The sequence below is a fragment of the Pseudomonas rhizozeae genome (assembly GCF_031583775.1).
Classification (GTDB): domain Bacteria; phylum Pseudomonadota; class Gammaproteobacteria; order Pseudomonadales; family Pseudomonadaceae; genus Aquipseudomonas.
In genome coordinates, this window is record NZ_JAVLSB010000064.1 from 129,727 (window position 1) to 148,731 (window position 19,005).

General features: G+C 58.8%; 18 protein-coding genes, 1 tRNA gene and 1 pseudogene. 11 read left to right on the top strand and 9 right to left on the bottom strand.

The genetic code is table 11. The annotated features are described in order from the left end of the window. Positions 1-320 precede the first annotated feature (320 nt). On the top strand, positions 321-1,517 hold the full coding sequence (locus RG836_RS23215) for an amino acid aminotransferase (RefSeq protein WP_310849888.1): 1,197 nt from the start codon (positions 321-323) through the stop codon (positions 1,515-1,517). A gap of 236 nt (positions 1,518-1,753) precedes the next feature. Continuing rightward, the gene (locus RG836_RS23220; RefSeq protein ID WP_310849890.1) at positions 1,754-1,954 is read left to right on the top strand and encodes a hypothetical protein; all 201 of its coding nucleotides are present in this window, start codon (positions 1,754-1,756) and stop codon (positions 1,952-1,954) included. Here the strand turns inward: RG836_RS23220 and RG836_RS23225 are convergent. After that, positions 1,951-2,184 carry a hypothetical protein gene (locus RG836_RS23225; RefSeq protein ID WP_310849891.1) on the bottom strand — a complete coding sequence of 78 codons (234 nt, stop codon included), beginning with the start codon at positions 2,182-2,184 and terminating at the stop codon, positions 1,951-1,953. The genes RG836_RS23220 and RG836_RS23225 overlap by 4 nt on opposite strands. Before the next feature lie 233 nt (positions 2,185-2,417). Between RG836_RS23225 and RG836_RS23230 the strand changes: the two genes are divergently transcribed. Further along, positions 2,418-2,493, top strand: a tRNA-Asn gene (locus tag RG836_RS23230). Between the two features lie 120 nt (positions 2,494-2,613). On the opposite strand, the gene RG836_RS23235 is transcribed toward RG836_RS23230, so the two are convergent. After that, complete coding sequence (locus RG836_RS23235; RefSeq protein WP_310849892.1) at positions 2,614-4,131, bottom strand: nucleobase:cation symporter-2 family protein; 1,518 nt, start codon at positions 4,129-4,131, stop codon at positions 2,614-2,616. A gap of 107 nt (positions 4,132-4,238) precedes the next feature. Here RG836_RS23235 and RG836_RS23240 point away from each other — a divergent pair, with 107 nt between their 5' ends. Then, positions 4,239-4,583 (top strand): BrnA antitoxin family protein, encoded by a 345-nt coding sequence (locus tag RG836_RS23240; RefSeq protein ID WP_310849894.1) that lies wholly within the window; start codon positions 4,239-4,241, stop codon positions 4,581-4,583. A 1-nt stretch (position 4,584) separates the two neighbouring features. On the opposite strand, the gene RG836_RS23245 is transcribed toward RG836_RS23240, so the two are convergent. Beyond that, the gene (locus RG836_RS23245; RefSeq protein WP_310849896.1) at positions 4,585-5,379 is read right to left on the bottom strand and encodes an exodeoxyribonuclease III; all 795 of its coding nucleotides are present in this window, start codon (positions 5,377-5,379) and stop codon (positions 4,585-4,587) included. An 81-nt stretch (positions 5,380-5,460) separates the two neighbouring features. Between RG836_RS23245 and RG836_RS23250 the strand changes: the two are divergent. Next, positions 5,461-5,727: pseudogene (locus tag RG836_RS23250) on the top strand (GNAT family N-acetyltransferase); the annotation flags it as partial. A gap of 80 nt (positions 5,728-5,807) precedes the next feature. After that, on the top strand, positions 5,808-6,101 hold the full coding sequence (locus RG836_RS23255; RefSeq protein ID WP_310849898.1) for a hypothetical protein: 294 nt from the start codon (positions 5,808-5,810) through the stop codon (positions 6,099-6,101). Between the two features lie 76 nt (positions 6,102-6,177). Here RG836_RS23255 and RG836_RS23260 read toward each other — a convergent pair whose 3' ends face one another. Both RG836_RS23260 and RG836_RS23265 read right to left on the bottom strand, forming a co-directional pair. Next, on the bottom strand, positions 6,178-7,746 hold the full coding sequence (locus RG836_RS23260) for a sensor domain-containing diguanylate cyclase (RefSeq protein WP_310849901.1): 1,569 nt from the start codon (positions 7,744-7,746) through the stop codon (positions 6,178-6,180). 124 nt (positions 7,747-7,870) lie between these two features. Then, the gene (locus RG836_RS23265) at positions 7,871-8,527 is read right to left on the bottom strand and encodes a ribonuclease T2 family protein (RefSeq protein WP_409078104.1); all 657 of its coding nucleotides are present in this window, start codon (positions 8,525-8,527) and stop codon (positions 7,871-7,873) included. Positions 8,528-8,723: 196 nt separating this feature from the next. Between RG836_RS23265 and dusA the strand changes: the two genes are divergently transcribed. After that, the gene (dusA, locus tag RG836_RS23270) at positions 8,724-9,719 is read left to right on the top strand and encodes a tRNA dihydrouridine(20/20a) synthase DusA (protein ID WP_310849903.1); all 996 of its coding nucleotides are present in this window, start codon (positions 8,724-8,726) and stop codon (positions 9,717-9,719) included. On the opposite strand, the gene RG836_RS23275 is transcribed toward dusA, so the two are convergent. Beyond that, positions 9,716-10,552 (bottom strand): undecaprenyl-diphosphate phosphatase, encoded by an 837-nt coding sequence (locus tag RG836_RS23275; RefSeq protein WP_310849905.1) that lies wholly within the window; start codon positions 10,550-10,552, stop codon positions 9,716-9,718. The two genes, dusA and RG836_RS23275, sit on opposite strands and share 4 nt — an antisense overlap. A 588-nt stretch (positions 10,553-11,140) precedes the next feature. Between RG836_RS23275 and RG836_RS23280 the strand changes: the two genes are divergently transcribed. From RG836_RS23280 to RG836_RS23295, 4 genes are all read left to right on the top strand, one after another. Next, positions 11,141-11,881 carry a winged helix-turn-helix domain-containing protein gene (locus RG836_RS23280; RefSeq protein ID WP_310849906.1) on the top strand — a complete coding sequence of 247 codons (741 nt, stop codon included), beginning with the start codon at positions 11,141-11,143 and terminating at the stop codon, positions 11,879-11,881. Positions 11,882-11,905: 24 nt separating this feature from the next. Then, positions 11,906-12,661 carry an EAL domain-containing protein gene (locus tag RG836_RS23285; RefSeq protein WP_310849907.1) on the top strand — a complete coding sequence of 252 codons (756 nt, stop codon included), beginning with the start codon at positions 11,906-11,908 and terminating at the stop codon, positions 12,659-12,661. A gap of 33 nt (positions 12,662-12,694) precedes the next feature. Further along, positions 12,695-13,369 carry a winged helix-turn-helix domain-containing protein gene (locus RG836_RS23290; RefSeq protein ID WP_310849909.1) on the top strand — a complete coding sequence of 225 codons (675 nt, stop codon included), beginning with the start codon at positions 12,695-12,697 and terminating at the stop codon, positions 13,367-13,369. A gap of 366 nt (positions 13,370-13,735) precedes the next feature. Continuing rightward, positions 13,736-15,130, top strand: a complete 1,395-nt coding sequence (locus tag RG836_RS23295) for an undecaprenyl-phosphate glucose phosphotransferase (protein ID WP_310849911.1) — start codon at positions 13,736-13,738, stop codon at positions 15,128-15,130. Between the two features lie 378 nt (positions 15,131-15,508). Here the strand turns inward: RG836_RS23295 and RG836_RS23300 are convergent, their stop codons facing one another. From RG836_RS23300 to RG836_RS23310, 3 genes are read right to left on the bottom strand one after another with little or no spacing between them, the layout of a single operon-like run. Next, a complete protein-coding gene (locus tag RG836_RS23300; protein ID WP_310849913.1) occupies positions 15,509-17,587 on the bottom strand; it encodes a YjbH domain-containing protein in 2,079 nt (692 codons plus the stop codon). Continuing rightward, the gene (locus RG836_RS23305; protein ID WP_310849917.1) at positions 17,584-18,342 is read right to left on the bottom strand and encodes a capsule biosynthesis GfcC family protein; all 759 of its coding nucleotides are present in this window, start codon (positions 18,340-18,342) and stop codon (positions 17,584-17,586) included. The genes RG836_RS23300 and RG836_RS23305 overlap by 4 nt, the downstream gene beginning before the upstream one ends. Continuing rightward, positions 18,339-19,004 carry a YjbF family lipoprotein gene (locus tag RG836_RS23310; RefSeq protein WP_310849919.1) on the bottom strand — a complete coding sequence of 222 codons (666 nt, stop codon included), beginning with the start codon at positions 19,002-19,004 and terminating at the stop codon, positions 18,339-18,341. The genes RG836_RS23305 and RG836_RS23310 overlap by 4 nt, the downstream gene beginning before the upstream one ends. Position 19,005 lies beyond the last annotated feature (1 nt).

A 19,005-nucleotide genomic window follows, 5' to 3' on the forward strand; every position in this document is an offset into this window, starting at 1 on the left:
CACCCCTGCGCAGTCAAACCGACAGGAACGAAAATGCCCGCAAACGACTGGCGTCGCCCGAGGAAAAAACTGGATTGCACTCAATGTGGAGTCGTTTGCCTGCGCTTTCAAGGCAAATGTCCTACATCCCTTGAAGACTTTGACGGCGACAAACGACTAACGGTCGAAAAATAATTCGAGAAACTCGCTTCAAAACGGAATCGTCTGTCGCCAGCGGTCGATGATGGCCTCTATACTAGCTCCCCGTTTGTGCACCGCTCTAGTGCATTCGGCTGGAGCGCGACACGTCCCTCCAAACTCCATTCAGAGCCGCCGCAAAAATGAGCCTGTTCTCCGCTGTCGAAATGGCACCACGCGATCCAATCCTGGGCCTCAACGAAGCATTCAACGCCGATACACGCACGACCAAGGTCAATCTGGGCGTCGGTGTTTATTGCAACGAGGAGGGGCGAATTCCACTCCTGCGCGCCGTTGTCGAAGCCGAGACGATCCGCGTCGCTCAACATGCGTCCCGTGGCTACCTGCCGATCGACGGCATCGCCGCGTACGACCAGGCCGTGCAAAAACTGCTGTTCGGCGCAGACTCGCCGCTGATCGCGTCCGGCCGGGTGCTGACCACCCAAGCCGTCGGCGGCACTGGCGCACTGAAGATCGGTGCTGACTTCCTCAAGCAACTGCTGCCGAATGCTGTCGTGGCGATCAGCGACCCGAGCTGGGAAAACCATCGCGCGCTGTTCGAAACCGCCGGTTTCCCGGTGCAGAACTACCGCTACTACGACGCCGCGACTCACGATGTGAACCGCGCCGGTTTGTTGGAAGACCTCAATGCCCTGCCGAACGGCTCGGTGGTGGTGTTGCATGCCTGCTGCCACAACCCGACCGGCGTCGACCTGAGCCCGGCGGACTGGAAAAACGTGCTGGACGTGGTGAAAGCCAAGCAGCACGTGCCGTTCCTCGACATGGCCTATCAGGGCTTCGGCGACGGCATCACCGAAGACGCCGCGGCCGTGCGCCTGTTCGCCGAGTCGGGCCTGACCTTCTTCGTTTCCAGCTCGTTCTCCAAATCCTTCTCGTTGTACGGCGAGCGCGTCGGCGCCCTGTCGATTGTCAGCGAATCCAAGGAAGAAACCGCGCGGGTGCTGTCGCAGGTCAAACGCGTGATCCGCACCAACTACTCCAACCCGCCGACCCACGGTGCAAGCATCGTCGCCGCCGTGCTGAACAGCCCGGAACTGCGTGCGCAGTGGGAAGCAGAACTGGCCGAGATGCGCCTGCGGATTCGCGGCATGCGTGTGCAGATGGTCGAGCTGCTGGCGAAAAAAGCCCCAGGCCGCGACTTCAGCTTCGTCGGTCGCCAGCGCGGGATGTTTTCCTACTCCGGCCTGACGGTTGAGCAAGTCACCCGCCTGCGCAGCGAATTCGGCATCTATGCGCTGGACACCGGCCGCATCTGCGTCGCCGCGTTGAACCAGGCCAACATCGAAGCCGTGACGGACGCCATCGTTCAGGTGATCTGAACCCTGGCACGGAACAAAAAACGGGAAGCCTGAGCGCTTCCCGTTTTTTGTGGGTCACAGATAAACCTGAACACTGTGAGCGGTCACTCTAGACTGCACGCAAAACCCATGCAGGAGCGAGCCTGCTCGCGAAGGCGGTTATACATTCAGTATCAATGAAGCGTGTAGACCGCTTTCGAAGCAGGCTCGCACCCACTAGGTTGCATTTAAGTCCAAGAATTCTGAAGAGAACCCACATGAAAAACGATGACCTACGCGCCGACCGTGACGACCTGGACACTTTCGTCCCCCGCCCCGTGGCCAAGCGCGGCAGCAACCTGGTGCTGCAAATCGCCAGCGGCGTATTCCTCGGTGGTCTGGCGCTGTGGCTGGTGCAATTGGGCGCCACGCTGCTGTACAGCAAGTTGATGCTCGCCACCGTGACTTTCGGCGGCTAGACGGCCAGTTCGCTGGAGCGCTGGCTCGCGGCATCGTCGAACGCGACGTACAACGATTCGGCGATCTGGCTTTTGATGGCCTTGGTGCTTTCCAGCCCGAGGACAAAACCTTCGGCCTTGCCGCCGGCGCGGTTGAGTTCTTCGGCGGTGCCGGCCTGGGTGATGGCGTCGAACAGCTTCTCGGCGTGCGGGCCGACACCTTTGGGCAGGCTGATTTGAGCGACGGTCATGCGGTCACCTCACTAAGGCGGCGGGCGTTGAGGCAAAACGGGTAATTCATGGCGCGTACCTTTTCGGCGAATGGCCGGCAGCGCGTGAAACCACTTCCGGGCGGCCATGGTAGACCTGTGAAGCGATTCTGGTAACCGCCGACCGGCGATATACCGCCCCTCTACTACACTGATCAATGAAGTTGCCAACAGAAGCTTGACTTCCCTTTTCTAATCAGTAACATACGCGCCATTCCGCGATAGCTCAGTTGGTAGAGCAAGTGACTGTTAATCACTGGGTCCCTGGTTCGAGTCCAGGTCGTGGAGCCAGACAAGCTTTCAGAGAACGCGAGCAACCGCTCTGAAACAACGAAAAACCCGCCTTTATGGCGGGTTTTTTCGTTTTGGCGCTATGCCAGGTGTGTGCCGAGAGGCCAATCACAGCGGATGCTAATGGATGTGTTCAGCGCTTTTCGTGCGAAGACTGTGCGGCTCCTGGGCCTTACCCTCGGTCAATACCGGGACCTCATTGCCATCACAGTCATGCAGCTTGCCGTCACTGAAGTAATCCCCTTCGCGCAACGCGGCAAGGTCCTGATAACGCAGCACCCTTTCGGTACCGGCGGCGAACACTGACTGTTGGTCGGAGTTGCCTGTGGTGAAGTGGTTGAAGGCCAGGTTGAGCACGATGGCCATGATCGCTGACGAGCTGATGCCGGAATGGAAGATCGTGGCGAACCAGCTCGGGAAGTGATCGTAGAAGTTCGGCGCGGCGATCGGGATCATGCCGAAGCCGATGGAGGTGGCGACGATGATCAGGTTGACGTTGTTGCGGTAATCGACCTTGGACAAAGTGCGGATCCCGCTCGCCGCCACGGTGCCGAACAGCACGATGCCCGCGCCGCCGAGTACCGACGTCGGCACGGCGGCAATGACCCGGCCCATGAACGGCAGCAGGCCGAGGATCACCAGGAACACCCCGCCGGTGGCGACCACGTACCGGCTCTTGATCCCGGTCACCGCCACCAGCCCGACGTTCTGCGCAAAGGCGCTTTGGGTAAACGAACCGAAAATCGGCGCAATCATGCTCGACAGCATGTCCGCCCGCAGGCCGTTGCCCAGGCGTTTGGAGTCGACCTTGGTGTCGATGATTTCACCGACCGCGAGGATATCCGCCGAGGTTTCCACCAAGGTCACCATGACCACGATGCACATCGACAAAATCGCCGCGAAATGGAAGGTCGGCATGCCGAAGTGGAACGGCGTCGGGAAGCCAAACATCGGGCCTTGGGTGACCGAGGAAAAGTCCGCCATGCCGAGAAACACCGCCACCACGGTGCCAATCACCATGGCCAGCAAAATCGACAACCGCGAGATGGTCGCGCTGCCAATCTTGCTCAGCAACAACACCAGCACCAACGTCATCGCCGCCAGGCCGATGTTGGCCATGCTGCCAAAGTCCGGCGCATGGCTGTTGCCACCCATGGCCCAGCGCGCGGCCACCGGCATCAGCGTCAGGCCGATGGTGGTAATGACGATGCCCGTTACCAGCGGTGGGAAGAATTTAGTGATTCGAGAGAACACCGGCGTGATCAACAAACCAATCAGCGACGCGGCAATCACCGCGCCAAGGATCGACTGGAACCCGCCTTCCCCGCCGCTGCTGACGATCGCCACCATGGTCGCGACGCCCGAGAACGACACGCCCTGCACCAGCGGCAACTGACAGCCAAAGAACGGCAGCCCCAAGGTTTGCAACAAGGTCGCCAAGCCTCCTGCAAACAGCGACGCGGCGATCAACAAACCGATGTCCGCCGGCGACAACCCTGCGGCCTGGCCGATGATCAAGGGCACAGCGACGATACCGCCGTACATGGTCAACACGTGTTGCAGGCCGTAAGCCATATTCGCGCCGATCCCGAGGTTTTCATCCTCAGGTCGTTGATGTGAAACGAGGGGCGTTTTCATGGTTGGGGGGTTCCCTGGTTTTTGTTATGCGCATACTGTATGCAAGACTCAGGACAAATGTCTATAGAGTTGTATACAACTTATCGGTCATATTCTGGTTTGAACCGATGAAAGACGAATATGACTTCAGCAACGCCAAGCGCGGCGCAGTAACCGCGGGCAAGGGCAAAACGCGCATTACCATCATGCTGGACGATGCTGTCATTGAAGCGGCACGCGAGCGAGCCGAACTGGAAGGCTATGGCTATCAGACGGTGATCAACAACACCCTGCGACAAGCGTTGCTTCACTCCAGAGGCTCGGCACCACAACCCGCTGTTTCAGCGATCAAAAGCAAAGCAAAGAAAGCGAACGCTCTTTCGGAGCTTCAGTCCCTCGAGCAAACGTTGACTGAAGCGATCAACACGCTTCATCGAATGATGGAAAAAGCCCCCCTTCCTGTGGCGAGATAAATCACCGCCGCTTACGCGAGCCGATCCGGATCCAGGTCGGCGCGTGGTCGCTGGCGTGGGGTTCGTTGCGTACCCAGGCGTCGACGCCCGCTTCGTGCAGGTAGGGACTTAACGCGTGATTGAGCAGGAGATGGTCGATGCGCAGGCCGGAATTTTTCTGCCAGTGCTGTCGGAAATAATCCCAGAACGTGTACAGCCGATCTTCCGGATACAGGTGTCGCAATGAGTCGGTCCAGCCTTGATCGAGCAAGCGTTGATAACAGGCGCGGCTCTCTGGTTGCAACAGCGCGTCCTTGAGCCAGGAACGCGGGTTGTAGATGTCCATGTCGGTGGGCACCACGTTGTAATCGCCGGCCAGCACCACCGGATGCTCGCTGTTGTAGAGGGCGGCCGCGTAGTCGATCAGGCGTTCGAACCACGCCAGCTTGTAGTCGAACTTCGGCCCCGGCTGAGGGTTGCCGTTCGGCAAATACAGGCAGCCGACCAGCACTCCATGCACCGCCGCTTCCAGATAGCGGCTATGAGTATCGCTGTCATCGCCGGGCAACCCACGGCGACTTTCCAAAGGTTGCGCATCCTTGGCCAGGATCGCCACGCCGTTCCACGACGCCTGGCCTTGCCAGATCGCGCCATAACCGGCCGCCTCCAGATCCGCCGCCGGAAAGGCGCTGTCGACCGATTTCAGCTCCTGTAAACAGACAATGTCCGGTTGCTCGCGCTCGAGCCAGGCCAGCAGGTTCGGCAGCCGCGCGCGCAGGCCGTTGACGTTGTAGGTGGCGATTCGCAGATTCTTCATGGCCGGGCTCGCGAGAGGGGTTTGAGGTTATGACATTGACCTCTCGCGGTGGTTGCGCCCAATTGCCCGGATGCGGCGTAAGCCAAGTACCTGATGCTGCGCCATGCGTTCGACGTCATGAACTGCGTGCGGGTGCAATTCACCACCGACGAAATCAACCACAAGTCCCGCGCCGCGATCTTGCGCCTTGGCGCGCTGCAAGAAGGCATCGTCCGCCATGAGCGGATCATGCCCGACGGTCGTAAGCGCAATTCGGTGCGCTTCAGCATCATTGATGACGAGTGGCCGACAGTCCGTCAGGCACTCGAAGCGAGGTTGGGGATGGCATCTGTAACATCCGGCAACTGACCGTTCGTCGCCCGATGGGCACCCTGGTCACCGCTCGCCACACCAACATCAGGTAACGACTCATTTTTGGGAGACGGACCATGATCAACACCAGACTTACCTCGCTGCTGCTGGCCGGTGTATTGGCGACAGCGTCAGCCGGCACTTTTGCCGCGTCCAGCGATTCGACTGACGCAACCGGCACCAAGTCCGGAGCCACTAGCGGCTCGACCATGCCGCCTGACAACACCCCAGGCGCCCCCTCTGGCGGCAACAGTTCTGGCACCGGCACCGGCAGCGGTACCGGCGCAGGCACCGGCGGCGCGGCCGGTGGCGGCACTGGCGGCGCTGGCGGCGGAACCGGTGGTGCCGGCGGTGGCACTGGCGGCGGCTAGTCCTCTGTAGCCTGACTTGCTATCACGAAAAGGCTCGAACGCTTCCCGGCATTCGGGCCTTTTCTTAGGCTCGCGATCAGCGATCAGAACGGGCCAAGGCTTCTAGCTCACTTTCCGTGTCCAGCACCGCAACGCGGTTACGCCCGGTTTTCTTGGCTTGGTACAGCGCGGCGTCGGCACGCTGGATAAACAGCTCGGCGCTGTCCCGACCGTGCGGCACAAACGTGTAGCAGCCAAGGCTGACGGTGACATAGCCGGAGGTCGATGCCAGATGCGTGATGTTACGCCCTCGAACCGCATGGCGAATCTGCTCGGCAATGGCGATGGCACCTTGCAGATCGGTGTCGGGCAGCAACACGGCGAACTCTTCCCCGCCGTAGCGCACCGCCAGGTCCGACTGCCGATGGCAGCAGCTCTTCACCGCGTGCGCCACCTCCGCCAGGCAGCGATCACCCGCCACATGGCCATAGGTGTCGTTGAAGCTCTTGAAAAAATCGATGTCGAGCATGATCAAGCTCAGCGGCGTCGATTGCCGCGCGCCGCGGCCAAACTCGATCTGCAAGGTGCGCTCGAACAACCGCCGGTTGCCGAGCGTGGTCAGGCTGTCCTGGGTGGCGATCAACATCAGCGCCTGCTGGGCCTTGCGCAAATCAGCTTCGATCCGTTCGCCGTCGCGCACAAGGTGAATGAACACCCAACCAAACAGACCGACCCCCAATACCACTAGCGCCACAATCACACTGGACTGATACGCGTTGCCGTACCACTTGGACAGAATCGCGTCCCGCGATGACGCGGCGGCCACCACCAAGGGGTAGGTCCTTAACTGGCGATAGCCGTACAGGCGCAACACGCCGTCCACCACCGATTCAATCATCGCCGTGCCCGCCGGTGAATTCGGCAGGAACGTCTGAAAAATTTCACCCTTGGCCACTGACGAACCGATCAGCGACTCGTCGTAGGGCCGCCGCGCAAGCAATGTGCCGTCGGCCAAGGCGAGGAACATCGCGCCGTTGTCATCGATGCTGAAGCTTTTGAAAAACGCGTCGAAGTACGACATTTTGATCCCGGCCATCACCACGCCTTCAAAGTTGCCCTCGTGGTCATTTAGTCGCCGCGACACCGGAATGATCCACTCGCCGTTCATGCGACTGCGAATCGCCGGGCCGATGTGGGCGATCAAAGACTGGTTCTGCTGGTGGAATTTGAAGTACTCGCGATCGGCAACGCCATCGCCGTGGCTCAGGTCCGGTGACGAGGTCACCACCCAGCGGCCACTGCTATCGAACAGAAACAACCCGTGCAGCGGCGCCACCGCTTGCACTCGCCGGGCGAACAGCTTGCGCAAACGCTCTTTCTGCGCGGCGCCGTAACCGTCGTTCTCGATCCAGTCCACCAGCCCCATCAGCACCAGGTCGGCCTGGGTAAAGGTGTCTTCCGCCTGCTGAGCCATCGCCTGAGTCAGATTCAGCGACGACACCTGCGCCAGCGCCAGGTCATGCTGGCGCGACTGCTGCAATTGCAGGTAGAGCAAACCGCACAGGCACAGGCACACCGACGCGATAAACAGCAGCGCCGCCTTGCGCAACGGCAAGCGTTTGAGGGGTTTGACGGGGGCGTGGTCAGGATCGAGGGAAATCGGCAAGAGCGGGTTCCTGGCGGGCGCAAGGTCTGGGAAATGGCCCGGAGCCCTTGATTCGCGAGAGCTTAGCCGAGGGCAGCGTTGGGGGGCAAATAGTGGCTATCTGCATTACAAGTCACCCGTTCGCTCAGCGCACCGGCGGCACCCGGATATCCCCTGAGCGACATTGATTTTTCACGCCTTTGCCGCACGCGGCGAAGGACAGATCCTTGTTCAGGCACACGCGCACTTCCGACAATTCCGGCCCTTTGCAGATCACCGCGATGCCATTGGCAGCGATCCCCGGATTACTGCGGCGAAACATCTGCGCAATCTCCTGCGCGCTTAAATAGGTCGACTGCTCGAAGGGCCGCAACGGCTCGGGAATCTTCACCGCCGCCAACGCACGATCCGCCGCCGCCAGATACCCCGCCGCGCCCAGCCCGCTGCACGTCCCGTGTTTGGCCCATTCATGGTTCAACAGCTTCGCCGTTGGAAACACCATCAAGCCCTGGGCCCGCTCCTCACGACTCAGCTTCTGCTGCGGCGCACACGACTGCGGCCACCCGCCCTGCGCGTACTGCGGCCACAGACCATGCAGGACAAATCCGTAACCCTTGCCGGAACATTGCGCGTCTTCACTGTGGGTCAGGCAAAAGGTCGGCGACCAGGACAGCGAGAGCAGGTAGTAGTCGAACCTACCAACGACCGAATCAGATTTGGACTGACCGGGGTGTACACCGCGCAAAGTGTTGATGCCGGCGGCGAGGATGATCAGGAAGGTCAGGAGGTACAGCTTTTTCAATCGTTAGTCCTTGAAAGGTTCATAGGCGGCAGGCGCAGTGAAGGTTATTGGTGACGATACATCATAGGTTGTCGCATCCGTTATTGGGTTCGGCAGAGGCTTATCACAGGATCGTCGCCTCACCGTATCCCGCAACCCATGCCGACATTCCTGATAAACTCCCGCACCTCCCAGCCGCACCGATTCCAGATTGCCAATGTCGCCACTCATTGCTGCACCCGCCCCGCTATCCCGCCGTTTTTCCGTCGCGCCGATGATGGATTGGACCGACCGCCACTGCCGTTTTTTCTTACGCCTTTTGTCGAAGCGTGCGTTGCTTTACACAGAAATGGTCACCACCGGCGCGTTGCTCAATGGTGATCACGAGCGGTTCTTGCGGCATAACGAGGCGGAGCATCCGTTGGCGTTGCAATTGGGCGGGAGTGTGCCGCTGGATTTGGCGGCGTGTGCGCGGATGGCGCAGGAGCATGGCTATGATGAGGTCAATCTGAATGTTGGCTGCCCGAGTGATCGGGTGCAGAACAATATGATTGGCGCGTGCCTGATGGGCCATCCGCAACTGGTGGCGGATTGTGTGAAGGCGATGCGCGATGCGGTGTCGATTCCGGTGACGGTCAAGCACCGCATCGGCATTAATGGCCGGGACAGCTACGAAGAGTTGTGTGATTTCGTCGGTACGGTGCGCGACGCGGGTTGCACCAGTTTTACCGTGCATGCGCGGATTGCGATTCTCGAGGGGCTGTCTCCGAAGGAGAACCGCGATATTCCGCCGCTGCGTTATGACGTGGCCGCGCGGTTGAAGGCGGACTTTCCGGAGTTGGAGATTATTCTCAACGGCGGCATTAAGACTCTGGAGGCCTGCCATGAACATCTGCAGACCTTTGATGGGGTGATGCTCGGTCGTGAGGCGTATCACAATCCCTACGTGATGGCTGAAGTCGATCAGCAACTGTTCGGCAGCAGTGCCCCGGTGATCACCCGGGCCGAGGCGTTGGCACAATTGCGTCCTTATATAGCCGAGCACCTGCTGGCCGGCGGTTCGATGCACCACATCACCCGGCACGTGCTGGGGCTGGGCACCGGGTTTCCCGGTGCGCGCAAATTCCGCCAGTTGTTATCGGTGGATATCCACAAGGCCAAAGAGCCGCTGGCGTTGCTGGATCAAGCGGCGGAGTTGCTGGAGGGCCGTTAGGCCGCTGCCGCTGCAGCGGTCCAGTTAACCCAACCGAACACCCAGGTCGCCAGGATCAGCAAACCGAAGGCAATGCGATACCAGGCGAACACCGCATAACTGTGGCTGGCGATGAATTTGAGCAAGCCACGGACGGCGAGCATGGCAAACACGAACGCGGTGACGAAGCCCAGGGCGAATACGGGCAAATCTGCTGGCTGAAACAGCTCGCGGTATTTGTAACCCGAGTAAACCGCGGCACCGACCATGGTCGGCATTGCCAGAAAGAATGAGTATTCCGTCGCAGCCTTGCGCGACAGGCCAAACAGCAATCCGCCGATGATGGTCGAGCCCGAGCGCGAAGTGCCGGGAATCATCGCCAGGCATTGTGCGAAACCGACCTTCAGCGCGTCAGACCAGCGCATGTCATCGACGTGTTCGACGGTGACCACGTGCTGCCGCTGTTCCGCCCACAACATGATGATGCCGCCGACCACCAGCGCTACCGCCACGGTGATCGGGTTAAACAGGTATTCGTGAATGGTGTCGGCGAACAGCACACCGAGCACCACCGCAGGTAGGAAGCCGATCAGCAGGTTCGCGGTGAAGCGCTGCGCATTGCGCTGAGTGGGCAGGCCTTTGACGATCTCGAAGATTTTGCGGCGAAACTCCCAGACCACCGCCAGAATCGCACCCAACTGAATGATGATGTTGAACGCCATCGCACGCTCGCCGCCGAATTCCAGCAAGTCGGCCACGATGATTTGGTGACCGGTGCTGGAGATCGGTAGAAACTCTGTCAGGCCTTCTACCGCGCCCAGAATAAGTACCTGAATCAGGGTCCAGAAATCCATCAATCCTCCGTCAAGCCATCGTTATCGGATGACTTTGTCATGTTTTTCACGCGGGCATTGAGCAACTCGCTTCTACGGGACAGGCCACGGTCATCAGTCAATGAACCGCTGATGAATTCATCGTCATCTAGAGAAAGTGGCCAGCGGCGTAGGATAGGTTCATCAAACCCGACACTCAAGCAGTGTTAGTAATCGTCCGGGCGACAACTTATTTGGAGATATCAACAGCTCAGGCGAGAACTACAGACAAATACGCGCATAGCCAAAAATGTGACGCGTTACTCACAACGGCTGGCTCTATGGGATTTGCAGCGTAGTGCGGGGAAATGATTGACGTAGTTTCGGGTCGAAATAAAACAAATCGCCATAGTTACAAAATAGTGGCACAATTCCATATTGCCACCATCTAACGAGTGCTTTTCAACCGGTAAAATCGACTGAAAAAGCAACTAAAAGGTTGAAAACCTTACTTAATGTTAGAAAAAACGGAACGCACGTCCAGATTTCGCGTGAATGTTACCAATTGTCAGTCACAGATGAGAACCGGTGCTTTAACATCCCGATGTCAGCACCCATTCGAGTCAATGCATGATGCTTACAGGGAAATTAGCGACTAAAAGCCAGCACGAAATACATGAGGAACCCGGAGTTCTTACCTTGGGTCGTACTCGTGGCGCGGCTGAACAATTTAGAGCGTTAGTCGCCCGGCATGTGCGTACCGATATAACGCTCGACGCCAGTTCTTATACTCAAGCCTATAAGAAGCAGGGTTATACCGGCGCCTATCGCGCCATCTTCATTATTATTGACAGCCCGCAAGCATTTGATGAAAGTCTTGAGCTAATCGAAAACCTGCGGACTGCCGATTCCAGCCCTATCATATGTGCGGTCATTACCGGTCGTGGCACCTTCAACAAAATCAAGTATTACCTCGCCGGCGCCGACTACTGCATCAAATTCAACACCCCGCCCGAAGAGGGTTCCGAGTTGTTGGCTGAATTCTTCAGCAGTGAAGAGTGGCAACGTGATATCAACTTGGTGTTGGACCCGACCCGTATTTGCCTCCTTGGCACCCGCAAGAAACTGGATATCTCATTTGCCGAGATGAAGATCCTGGAAGCCTTTGCGCAAACCAGCAATCACATCCTGAGTCATGACGAAATCGCCAGAATCATGGGGCTGAATAGTAATTTCTACGACCCTAGAGCGTTGGAGAAATCAATCAGCCGTCTTCGCGGGAAAATCAAAGATATGTATGGCACCAACGCCATCCAGAGCATTCGTGGACATGGATATCGCTTGATGAGGGGTCTTATTTCGACCGCCTGATGTAACTATGGAAGGAGTTTTTGCATGAATTCGACTGGATGCAGTTCACGCGCAAAGGCCCCGAATCGCACTTTGACCCGACAACTGATTCTGTCGCGTGATAATCGCCCGTTCGCCTGTGAGATAAGGCTTACATCTGACGGCACTTTATTGCCTCCTGCTCCGTCACAGCTTCCCGCTGTGGCGGCAGTGTCGTGCGCGCCCTGCCACGACGGCCTGCGGCAACCCCGCCGCGAGCGCTCTAGCTCGCAGCACAGCGGTTCGCCATTTGTAAAAAAATATTTGAACCGAACCCTGATACGTCTGTCAGAACCAAGCCTATCCAGCTTTGCACTCACTCATGAGCTGATCCAGTCCGGGCGCAACCTGCGTGATATTGGCCATTCATTGGTGGTGTCACTCAGTACGCAACCAGTCTGGGAAGTCGGTTCCAAATGTAAAAAAAACATCGTAAGCAACATGTACAGTTTGAAAGATCATGGTATAGAAATCGCTCTGGACGGCGTCAACATCCAGGACGAAGCAATGACGGGCTTCAATACGCTGAATTTGTTTAACTACATTAAGTTATCGGTTTCATCGCTGGATCAGTGTTTGAAACTCAATGGCGATCCTGAGTTTCTCAACCGACTTCATGACCGCATGGTGACACTGAGCCACAATCACAAGATTTCTTTTATCGCCGATCGAGTAGAGCATATCGAGAGCCATTCATTGGCCCGGGCCCTGCCCTTTGACTACTTTCAAGGGAGTCACTACTCCCCTGCCGATCGTTTTTGAACCGAAAATTGGTGAGTACTTTAGGAGAGAGACGTGGAAATCAGTACAACCCTCCCCAGAAAATATTTTGTCGTCGTCACTCACAGTTCAACATCGCAACGTGAGCTCGAGACCATACTGTCCAGCGAGCGCTTCAACTCGTTTGGAACATCCCAGGCCCAGATGTTTATCGAAGGCGCAAACCCGCCCCCTAATGCCCCCGTCCTGATGGAATTCACTTACCCCCGCCTCCCGCGGAAAAATCTCGCGCCAAGTATCGAACACGACACACAGCAGATATTCGCCACCCTTGAAGCCGAGTGGCTGGCCGCACAAACCCGGAGCGCACTCAATAACCTCACGCCGATCACGGGTGAACTCAACGATAACCTGCGAACCGTCGAGGGCGACGCTGTTGATAGCGATGCCTGGCAACTCGATGATAATCAGAGCGTGCTGGTTAAAGAAAACGTCGAGATCAACTTGACTGGACTGGAAGCGGCACTGGTCAAAAAAATGCTGAATCATGAAGAGCGCGTCGTTAGTCGTGAAGAGTTGATCCTCAGTATTGGCCGCGAACCCGAGCAATACCGTGGTCTGGAAATGTGTCTGAGTCGACTGCAAGACAAGTTCAAAAGCGCCAGTAATGGCGAACGCTTATTCCGCGCGGTACGCAATCGTGGTTATTGCTTGATTCAGGAAGTCGTTAGCGAAGCGCGTCCGGCCTGAACGGACAGCACAAACAGAAGACAGTGCGATTACAACAATAAAAAGCGCACTTTGTTTGCAACTCCCTCCGCATCATTTCTTACTGCCCTTCTCTCCTAAAATGTCTTCACGCAACTAGCGCAAGTCGCTTTGCGTGCTTGACCATTTCTAACATTGACACTTTATAACTAGCAAAGTTGGCACTTGGCCAGCTTGTTAGAACTCGTCAGACAGCATCCCCGGCAATAACTTAATCTATTGACTGACGACAGTTCGGCATATCGACGTTGTTCACTTCAGGGCATTAGTTCAAATAATAACAATAAACCCTTAAACAACTCGGATATCGACTGTTGAACGTGTATGGACGTCTTCTGGGGATATCGCATGGAACATTCTCTTCGCATCAATCGGAACACCGCCCTCAAGGGACTGACCTTTTGGGGGCAATGGGCGCTGGCGCAGGGCTTCGTGGTTTCTTTGTTGTTCGTACTGGCGTATCAGCAGACGGGCGCGGTCGAGTTCTATTACCGGGTCTGCGCGGCGCTGACCGTGCTGGCTTCGGTACCCGCTTATTCGGTGGCTGGCGTGTACGCCAAACGCGATAACTACCTGACCGGGCTCGGTCGTCTGTTTGTCGGCTGGTCGGCCACCATGGCGGCGCTGGCGTGCATGGCGTTCATCTGCAAGGCCGACGAACTGTTCTCCCGTCAGGTCATCCTGACGTGGGCGGTGTACGGTTTCCTCGGCCAGGCGTTGCTGTATGCACCGCTGCACGGCTTCTCTCGGCACTACCAGCGTTCGCGTCAAAGCGAACACAAAACCCTGATTGTCGGTACCGGCGTACTGGCCCTGGGCCTGGCGCAAAAACTCAGCACCCTTGAGCACTTGCCGCTGGTGGGCCTGGTCAGCACGGACAGCAGCCTGCCGCTGGATGACGATGCCCCGCGCGTGGTCGGCCCACAGGAGAACCTGCTGGAGTTGATCAGGATCCACGACATCCGTCGCCTCTACATCACCCTGCCTTTGAGTGAAGCGGCGAAGATCGAAGCGATGTACATCGATCTGCTGGGTGCCAACGTCGACGTGGTCTGGGTGCCGGACTTGAACAGCCTGACGCTGCTCAATCATTCGGTACGGGTCGTGGACGGCTTGCCGGCGATCTACCTGAATGAAAGCCCGCTCACCAGCCAACCGACCGCAGCATTGAGCAAAAGTCTGCTGGAAAAGAGCGTTGCACTGCTGGCCATTATCCTGCTCAGCCCGGTCCTGCTGGTGATCGCGCTGGCGGTTAAGCTCAACTCCCCTGGCCCGGTGTTCTTCAAACAGGATCGCCACGGCTGGAACGGCAAGGTGATTCAGGTGTGGAAATTCCGCTCGATGCGGGTGCATGACGACCTCGAAGTCAAGCAGGCCAGCCGCAATGACTCGCGCATCACCGCGGTGGGCCGCTTCATTCGCCGCACGTCGCTGGATGAGCTGCCGCAACTGTTCAACGTGCTGCAGGGCCATATGGCGCTGGTGGGCCCGCGTCCACACGCGATCGCCCATAACAACTACTACTCGGGAAAAATCCTCGCTTACATGGCCCGCCATCGCATCAAACCCGGCATCACCGGCCTGGCGCAAATCAATGGCTGCCGTGGCGAGACTGACACCATCGACAAGATGCAGAAGCGGGTTGAGATTGACCTGAAGTACATCAATAACTGGTCGCTGTGGCTGGATTTGAAGATCCTGGTGAAGACGCCGTTTACTTTGCTTTCCAAGGATATCTATTGATGAATTGAGTGCTTGAAGACACCACCGCAAGGGGACGAAAGTCCCCTTTTTTGTGCCTGGGATTTGGTTGGGTGGCGGGGGTTTGGGTGGTGGCTGGATGAGGGCCTGCTGCGCAGGCCAGCGAGAGCAAGCTCCCTCGCCACAAGGGTTGGGGTGGACTCGATACTGATGTGTCGGCAGGTATGACGCTATCGCTGGCAAGCCAGCTCCCACAGGGGGTTGGATGCAGCTGAGGTGGATGCGTCGGCAGGGTTGACGTCTTCGCGAGCAGGCTCGCTCCCACGGGGTTGGGGGTTGACTGGAGATCAGCAAGGCTCTGCCCTTGCGGCACGCCTTCGTGCGATCCACAGGGCGCGCGGCCCTGTGGATCGGCGCTGGCTACTCTTTGATCTTGTCGAAGTTGCGGTAGAACATGTCGTCGTCGCGGCTGTCGGTCATCGAGTGCAGCTGGAAGCTGCGGTTGAGCCGCGCGCCGCCGTCTCGGGTCAGAGGTGACCAGACCAGGTTGGCGCGGCGCATGGTCGACATGCTCATCAGTTCGTCGAACGGGATGGACAGGTACAGGCCCTTGTCGAAACTACCTTCGCCATATTCCGCGCCGCTGGCGGTGGTGATGGTTGCCCAGGCGCCGACCCGCACGCCGTTGGAGAATTCCCGCGAAACGTCGACCGTGGTGCCCCAGTCGCCGGCCAGGTAGCGACCGACACTGACCGCCGCCAAGGTATCGAACGGCAAGTCGGTGTAACCGGTGATGTGCCCGGTGACCACCGAGTAATCCTGCAGGGCGAACCCCTGATCGAAATCGCGCTGGCGCACGTAGTTCAAGTCCGCGCCCAGCGACCAGCGCTCGCCGGTCGGACGGAACAGCATTTCGGCGCCCACGCCGGCAAACATCGACTCCAGGTAACCGCCGTAGACCATGCCGTACAGGTCTTTATCCAATTGTTCGGCGTGGCTGAACTGGAACAACGGCATGGTCACTTCGGAGGTGGTCAGGTACTTGCGCAGATCCGTGCGGACCCGCGGCAAGCCGCTGGGTGCGTCGTAGTCGAACTTGTCGAAGTTGTTCAGCAGGTTGGCACTGACCAGGCTGCTCCACCAAGTGTTGCGGTTAAAGCGGTACTCGGCGTCGAGATCGGCACTGAACTGATAGAGGAACCCGTCCGGGCCGCCGACGTTTTGCTTGAAGCCGAGCCCGGCGCCGTAGCTCAACGGGTTGACCTTTTGCGTGTAGAGGGTCTGCTCGTTGTGCGGCATCGCCGGGTTGATCTCGGTGGTGCGGTGCAACGCCTGCAGCGGTTCTTCGTTGTTGATCACTTCGCGAAAGGTCTCGCGCGGCACGCTGGTTTCTTCCAGCGGCAAGTCGTAGCGCTTGTTCACCAGGGTGAACCAGTCGATGTCGGCGTTGGCGCTGTTATCCAGAATGCGGCTCGCGCGGCCGACGGCTTTCGAGGAATGGAAGTACCGCCCCTGCTCGCCGTAGACGATCAGCTCCGGGCCACGCTGGGTGATGCGCTCCACCGAATATCCGGCGTTCTGTTGCAGCCGGCGCGAGACGTCGGCCCAGTTAACCTGGTCCATCGGCGTGGTGGGGATCTTCGCCGGCAGCGGTTCAGCCGGCGGATCAAAGCTTTTCACCGGCGCTTTGCGGCTGGCGAAGTTGGTGTGGAAGGTCAGGCCGAACATCGCTGTGTTACCCCGCTCCCACGCCGCGCTGACGTCGAGGGAATCGGTGACTTTGAACACCGCGCCGAAGTTGATCGGCGAGTCCTGCTTGAGGTTGTTGTCCTTGGGTTCGCTCTGGTAATCGTTGCCTTCGTATTCGAGTTTCAGGCTGAGCCGGTCCCACGGCGTCTGGTAGCTCACGCCGCCAAACAACGAAGGGCTGCCGCGAAAGTACGAACCGGCGTTGACGTCACCGGTGCCTTCCAGCTCCGGGCGACTGTCGAAGCGATCGTCGAAATAGCCCGCCGGGTTTCTGAAGTCGCCGCGGTTGCCGAGGTAACCCCAGGCAATTCCGGCGCTGAAATCGAGGTTCTCGTAACGCTTACTGGCCACCAGGAATTCGCTGGCGAACAAACCGGTACCACCGATATCTCGAAAGCCCAGCGAGACGTCGGGCGCCCAGTGGGTTTCCTGCCACAACCGGACCTTGGCATCGACCGCCTTATCCTTATAGCTTTGGCTGCCGCTGAGCGACTCCGGGCCGTACGGGCGGTTGGTGATCGCGGTGTAACGGAACGCGCCTTCGAGCCAGTCGAACGGCTGAAACGCGATGCTGTAGCGGCTGTAAGGATCGGTGCGGTTGGCGTTGACGCTGAGCTCGCCGGCCGGCGCCATGCGCGCGGTCGGCGTTTGCCACAGGCCTGTGCCACCGAAGTCATTTTGAGTAATACGCGGCTCCGCATGAGCCAAACCACAGGGCAGCAACAACACAGCTGCAAAACGAAAATTCAATGAACCACCTCAGCCAGTTGCGTGGCTATAAATTCGGCCAACTGTTGATTCAGTTCAGGGATGGGCGGGTCGAGGTCATCGTTTTTGACCGGAACCATAATCTTGCTGCCGGCGGCTGGGACGTGTCCGCTTTCGCGGTTCCACGCCGCATTACCGACGCGCCGCACCGAGCCGTCGGGCTGGATCAACCACAGGTAATCGGCTTCGGCATCGGGCAATTGCTCGCAGTCGTCCAGGTACTCGCTGGCCTCTTGGCCGACGTGATACGGCAGGTGGCACGTGTCAGCGACTGCCCCCACCACTTGCACTTCGTCGACGCGCTTCGGGTAAATCAGCTGATCGCCGTCGTCCAGGCGCACGTTGAGCGCGAAGCCCACTTCGATCGCCACCGGGTCCAGGACCGTGACCTGGCGCCCGGTCACCGGCATCGCGCTGACTTGTTCGGTCAAGCGCACTGCCAGAGCGGCCCGGCTCGGCAGGTCGAACAGCAACGCGGTGCGCTGCAACACTTGCAAGTCAAACAGCACGCCGGTCTTGAGTCGGGTCTGCGGTTCCAGCAGCGATTTGCGCAGCAGGAACGCGCCGAGCCAATAGCTCTCGGCGTTCGGCACCGCTTCGCCGATCACGTCCACCAGGCGACCGCCCGCTGGCAACGGGATCGGTCCGGGGTTCTGCACATCGCCCGTGACCATGACCGCCGCCTGACTCGCGCTGCTGACCAGCAGGCACGCCGCCAACACTTTGAGCCGCTTCAACGGGCAGGCCTGCGGTCGGCAGTCAGTTGCACGATCTTGACCCGCAATTGCGAGGTCAGTTGTTGCTCGCTTTGCAGGATGAAACCGTCCTGCGGATCAACCCAGTAATGATTGGTCGCCCGCAGGCCGATGGCCGGGGCGTCGATCTGCTCGTCGACCCGCAGCACGGCGTAGTCCTTGTTGAGGATCCGCAGGGTTTCCGTGGATTTGCGGCGGAAGCGACTGTTCAGGGTCACGCCGACTTCGCTGCCCTTGTACAAATCGATCGAGCGCTGGCTGGTGTAGCCATCCGGCAACAGGTGCAGGCCTTGTTTGAAGGGAGACGGGGTGATCAGCCGCGTACCGTCGAGGTCACCGTCGACGCCCAGACCGATGGTGCGCACTGCGAGGCCGTCGCGCATCAGCAAGACTTGCTTGCCCGCCGCGACCCAGAATTGCAAATCACCACGATCACGGACCTTGGCCAACACCCCGGAGCCGGACGGCGTGGTCAGTTTGAGCTGAGGGAACTCGACCTTCGCCACGTCCGCCGGGCTGACATCCAGCTCCGGCGGGCCAGTGACGGCCGACTTGAGGTTGTCCATCGAAGCGGTCATCAACGGGTTACATCCACACAACAGCAAGGCCGCGCACAAGCAGGCGCCTAGATTCAACGTTCTCACA